At 33.8% G+C, this 3,636-nt stretch carries 4 protein-coding genes; 2 read left to right on the top strand and 2 right to left on the bottom strand.

Annotation, left to right across the window (positions count from 1 at the left end; translation table 11 throughout):
- The coding region (locus RQ893_RS08555; RefSeq protein ID WP_311482597.1) for a glucose-6-phosphate isomerase at nucleotides 1-1,155 on the bottom strand (1,155 nt) is incomplete at its 3' end.
- Nucleotides 1,156-1,506: 351 nt separating this feature from the next.
- Here RQ893_RS08555 and rbr point away from each other — a divergent pair.
- Nucleotides 1,507-2,100, top strand: a complete 594-nt coding sequence (gene rbr, locus RQ893_RS08550) for a rubrerythrin (RefSeq protein WP_311482596.1) — start codon at nucleotides 1,507-1,509, stop codon at nucleotides 2,098-2,100.
- 174 nt (nucleotides 2,101-2,274) lie between these two features.
- A complete protein-coding gene (nagB, locus tag RQ893_RS08545) occupies nucleotides 2,275-2,997 on the top strand; it encodes a glucosamine-6-phosphate deaminase (protein ID WP_311482595.1) in 723 nt (240 codons plus the stop codon).
- A gap of 143 nt (nucleotides 2,998-3,140) precedes the next feature.
- Here the strand turns inward: nagB and RQ893_RS08540 are convergent, their stop codons facing one another.
- Entirely contained in the window at nucleotides 3,141-3,605 is a 465-nt protein-coding gene (locus tag RQ893_RS08540; protein ID WP_311482594.1) for a hypothetical protein, read from the bottom strand.
- Between the last annotated feature and the right edge of the window lie 31 nt (nucleotides 3,606-3,636).

Below are 3,636 nucleotides of genomic sequence, written 5' to 3'. Positions count from 1 at the left end.
GAAATAGAATAATTCAGCTAGCTTTCTTTCGTTGATTTTTTCTAATTTGATTCTTATATTTGGAACACCGCCTTCAACATGAGCCATGGTTGTACCTTCCATAGCTTGTTTGTTGATGTAGGACATGGTTTTGCCTGCTAGGAAGTTTAGACCGTCTAGGTTTTGTTCGTCTTCTTTGATTGTAAAGTCTTTATTTACATTTTCTACTTCGATAACTGTTTCAAATACATTCCTTACCCCGTCTTGGATCATTTGACCCATAGAGTGGAGGTCTGTGGTATTTGATACACTTGCAGGGAAGATACCCTTGCCGTCCTTGCCCTCGGATTCTCCATATAATTGCTTCCACCATTCTGCAACATATTTTAGTTTAGGCTCATAGTTTAGGAGGATTTCAATATCCTTACCTTCTCCATTTAACATATTTCTTACTGCTGCATATTTGATGGCATCATTTTCAATTGATTTTATTGTATATTTTTCTCTACCATCAGCAAAACCTGCCATAAATTCATCTATATCAACGCCTGCAACTGCAAGTGGTAGGAGTCCTACTGCAGAAATCACTGAAAATCTTCCGCCAATATCATCTGGTACTACAAAACATTCGTAGCCTTCTGCATCAGCAAGCTCTTTGAGGGCACCTTTAGCCTTATCTGTTGTAGCGAAAATCCTAGTTTTGGCTTCTTCTTTGCCATATTTTTCTTCAAGAGCTTCTTTTAAAACTCTAAAAGCGATGGCTGGCTCTGTAGTTGTGCCTGATTTTGAGATGACATTTAGGCTGTAGTCCTTATCTTTAAGGTATTCAAGAAGCTCAACTAAGTATTCACCTGAAAGTTGGTGACCGGCGTAGATGATTTGTGTATCCCTCTTCGAATTAAAATAAGAATCGCATGCTACATCTACTGCCTTGATACCTAGGTAAGATCCGCCTATACCTATAGAAACAAGAACATCAGAATTTTTTCTGATTCTTGCTGCAGCTTGTTTAATTCTTTCAAATTCCTCTTTATCATAGTCGATAGGTCTATCAATCCAACCTAAAAAGTCGTTGCCTGCACCGTTTCTACCCATAAGAGTATCAAAAGCAGCAAGGGCGTTTTCTTCATATTTTCCTATATTGTTTAAATTAACATTGCTAAAATCTAATTTCATATAGCCTCCTTATGCTATCTATGATTATACCCCAATTGATATATCTGTAACAAAATTGCTAATTAATAGGTTTGAAGTAATCAGTATTTTGAATAATATACAAAATGATAACTATTATCACCTTAGTAAGATAATAGATAGCTAGCAAAAAACATTAAATTACAAAGTGAGTATAGGATGTAATTAATCGCACAAAATAAATATTTACAAGAGTTATGAAAGTGTAATGATAATGATTATAGGTATCAAAATTAGACTGATTAAAAGATTAGAATCATTCTTGACAAACGCATAAATAACGATATAGTATGAATATCAGTAAATGAAATATTATTTTAGAAGGAGATTATTATGGCAGAATTAAAAGGAACAAAAACAGCACAAAACTTAATTACATCATTTGTTGGCGAATCACAAGCTAAAATGAGATATACATATGCTGCAAAAACTGCAGAAAAAGAAGGTTATAGACAAATAGCAGCTATTTTTAGAGAAACAGCTATGAACGAAGGCGAACACGCTGCTAGATTTTATAAATTTTTGAGAGAAGAATTTAAACTTGAAACTATCGAACTTACAGAAGGTTATACAGCATGGCCAGTAATTTGGCATGATACTTTAACAAATCTTCAAGGCGCTATCGATGGCGAAAATGAAGAATGCGAAGATATGTATCCAGCATTTGCAGATGTAGCTGAAAAAGAAGGTTTTGATGAAATCGCTAGAGCATTCAGAAATATAGCTCACGCAGAAGGCGCTCATAGAGATAGATATCAAAAATTACATGATAATATCGAAAATGGCACAGTATTTGAAAAAGAAGAAGCAGTAATTTGGAAATGCGGTAACTGTGGATTCTTATATGAAGGCAAAAAAGCTCCAAAAATTTGTCCAGCATGCCACCATCCACAAGAATGGTTCGAAGTTGCTGCATTTAACTACTAAAGCAAACACAAAAACCTGGCTACCAGCTAGGTTTTTTATTTTGCCTAATTTTAAATAAAGACCTTGCAAGTAGAATCAGAATCTCAATCCTTACTAAAACTGGTTTTTTATTTTTCTATAAAAGGTAAAATACATTTAGAAAGTGAAATTATAAGTGAGAACATGGAGGATAAAATGAAAGTAGTAGTATGCAAAGATTATGATGATATGAGCAAAAAGGCTAGTGAACTTGTAATAAGCAATATGATGGAAAAACCACAAATCAAGTTTGGTTTTGCTACTGGCTCAAGTCCGATTGGTCTTTATAAAAATCTAATAGCTGCTCAAAAAGATGGCGAAATATCTTTTAAATATGCTAAAAGTGTGAATTTGGATGAATATGTAGGCATAGATCCTAACAATAGCCAGTCTTATTCATATTTTATGCACGAAAATCTTTTTGATCATGTAAATATTAAAAAAGAAAATATTCATTTGCCAAGCGCTCCAGAAGCAGACGAAAAATATGCCCTAGCATATAGAAAAGAATTAGAAGAATTTGGCCAAAGAGATATACAAATCTTAGGTCTTGGGGTAAATGGCCATATAGCCTTCAATGAACCAGCAGAAAAACTAAATAAATACTCTTCTATAGTTGAACTTGATCAGTCAACAATAGAAGCTAATTCAAGATTTTTTGAAAATGAAGAAGATGTGCCAAAACACGCTCTCTCAATGGGTATAGGAGAAATCTTTGATTCAAGGATGATAATAGTCTTAGCCAATGGTAAAAATAAACACGAGGCAGTAGAAAGACTATTAAATGACGATAAAATCTCGACAGATTTACCATGCGGTCTTTTAAATCTCCATCCAAATGTTTATTTGTTTGTTGACCAAGAAGCCTATGAGGGCTAATAATTAAAATTATATGAGAGAGCTAATCCTTAAATTTAGGGAGCGGCTCTCTTTTTTTAAATATTAACTTGTTTTCAAAAATAATAAGTATTTTTATTTTTTAAAATAAAAGACCTCCCCTAAGGGAGGTCAGTTTAAAACTCTTAATTTATCACATTTACTTTTTGATTTTTTAAAATTCTCACCAGGTCTTTTTCCTTGGAGAAGGAAAAACTCATGTTGTCTTGACTGTTGGCGGTTTTGAAATATACCATTAGCAAAAGGTTCTTATTGGCTCTAGACAAGGTTACAGACTTTATTTCTTCTAGGGAAACTTTTTTATTGATGAAGGGATTTAGCTTGTTTGTAAAGACATGATTATTACTAAAACCTCTTGCAATAATTGCTGTATAGCTCCAAAAAACCATGGAAAGAGATATGGCAAGGACATTTATAATATAGGGTCTAAAAACCAAGTCATAAATCACATACATGCCCACCATCATCCCAAGTATGGCTAGGTCTGTTCTTGTAAATTTAACTTTTTCCTTGATTTGTCCAAATAGGTACAAGTTATAAAGTCCGGCTAGGGTGAAAAGCCCTGCTAGGATAAAAATTAATTGTGGCATCTTATTGTCCTCCTCCACTAGCAGTCGCAGC

The organism is uncultured Anaerococcus sp., assembly GCF_963510915.1.
Taxonomy (GTDB): domain Bacteria; phylum Bacillota; class Clostridia; order Tissierellales; family Peptoniphilaceae; genus Anaerococcus.
This window is presented reverse-complemented; position numbering and strand designations above follow the sequence as displayed.

What these genes read in the sequence shown, in the direction of transcription:
- rbr (WP_311482596.1), top strand. Translation starts at nt 1,507, where the DNA reads ATGGCAGAATTAAAAGGAACAAAAACAGCACAAAACTTAATTACATCA.
- nagB (WP_311482595.1), top strand. Translation starts at nt 2,275, where the DNA reads ATGAAAGTAGTAGTATGCAAAGATTATGATGATATGAGCAAAAAGGCT.
- RQ893_RS08540 (WP_311482594.1), bottom strand. Translation starts at nt 3,605, where the DNA reads ATGCCACAATTAATTTTTATCCTAGCAGGGCTTTTCACCCTAGCCGGA.